Consider the following 1095-nt stretch of genomic DNA (forward strand, 5'->3'; position numbering starts at 1 on the left):
CCAGCAGCAGCTCGGCCAGGTACGAGCCGTCCTGGCCGGTGATACCCGTGATCAACGCCGATCGGGTCACGTGCCCACCCCTCATGAGCTCGGTCCCGACCAGCCGGGACGATCGGCGTCAGAGTAGGGGCGCAGAGCCGCTCCGAATGGCTTTCTGACCCGCGACATCACCCGTTCAGGGGGAGGCGCTGCCCCGGGCGGTCGTCCGTCCGGGAGACTCCCCGGTGCCGGGGGCCCGGCACGAGGAGGAACAGATGGGGCGGGATGCCCGAGCGCGAGGGCTGACGGGGCGGCGAAGGGGTCATCGGCCCCGGGTGGTCTGGTTCTCCCGGTCCTACGGGTACCGCGGTGACCTCATGTACTTCCGGCCCCTCCTGGCGGGGGTGGCGGCCGCACTGCCGGGCACCGTCGTGCCGGTCGACCACTCGATGGATGCCGAGCGCTACCCCGACGTCCCCCTCCGCCCGGTCCTGCGCTCGTGGTGGCTGCGCCTGCCGAGCCGTCGCCAGGAGGAGGCGCCGATGGCTCCGCTGCCCTCGCCGGTGTCGCTGTGGCGGCTGTGGCGCACCCGGCCCGACGTGGCGGTGTGCATCGAGTTCACGACGACGTCGCTGCTGGGCATGGCGGTGGCCCGACTGCGCCGCGCCCGGGTCCTCCTGTTGATCGAGAACGACCCGCGCTTCCGCGGCGCCCCGTCATCGGGTCGGGCACTGCAGGTGAAGAGCTGGGCCGCCGGGTCGGCGCACGTGGTCCTCGTCAGCAACGCCGAGGGCGCCCGCTACGTGATCGAGGACCTGGGGGTGCCGGCGGACCGGGTCCGGGTCAGCCCGTACCTCACGTCCGCGCCGCCCGGTGGACCTGCTCCTGCCCCGCCGGTCGACGACGTCGTCCGGCTGCTGTTCCTCAACTCCGTGTCGGAGCGGAAGGGGATCCTGCCGCTGGTCCGCGCGCTGGCCGAGCTGGGCCCGGCAGCGCGGCCCTGGCGCCTGGACGTCGTCGGCGGCGGCCCGCTGGTCGGTGACGTGCGCCGCGCCGCCGACGACCTGGGCATCGCGTCGCAGGTCCGCCTGCTCGGCCCGGTCGACTACGCCGCGA

At 74.2% G+C, this 1095-nt stretch carries 1 protein-coding gene; it reads left to right on the forward strand.

Annotated elements, in window-relative coordinates:
- Window positions 1–314 precede the first annotated feature (314 nt).
- The coding region (locus UXQ13_RS23550) for a glycosyltransferase (RefSeq protein ID WP_336393098.1) at window positions 315–1095 on the forward strand (781 nt) is incomplete at its 3' end.

The sequence above is a fragment of the Klenkia terrae genome (assembly GCF_037083865.1).
Lineage (GTDB): Bacteria > Actinomycetota > Actinomycetes > Mycobacteriales > Geodermatophilaceae > Klenkia > Klenkia terrae.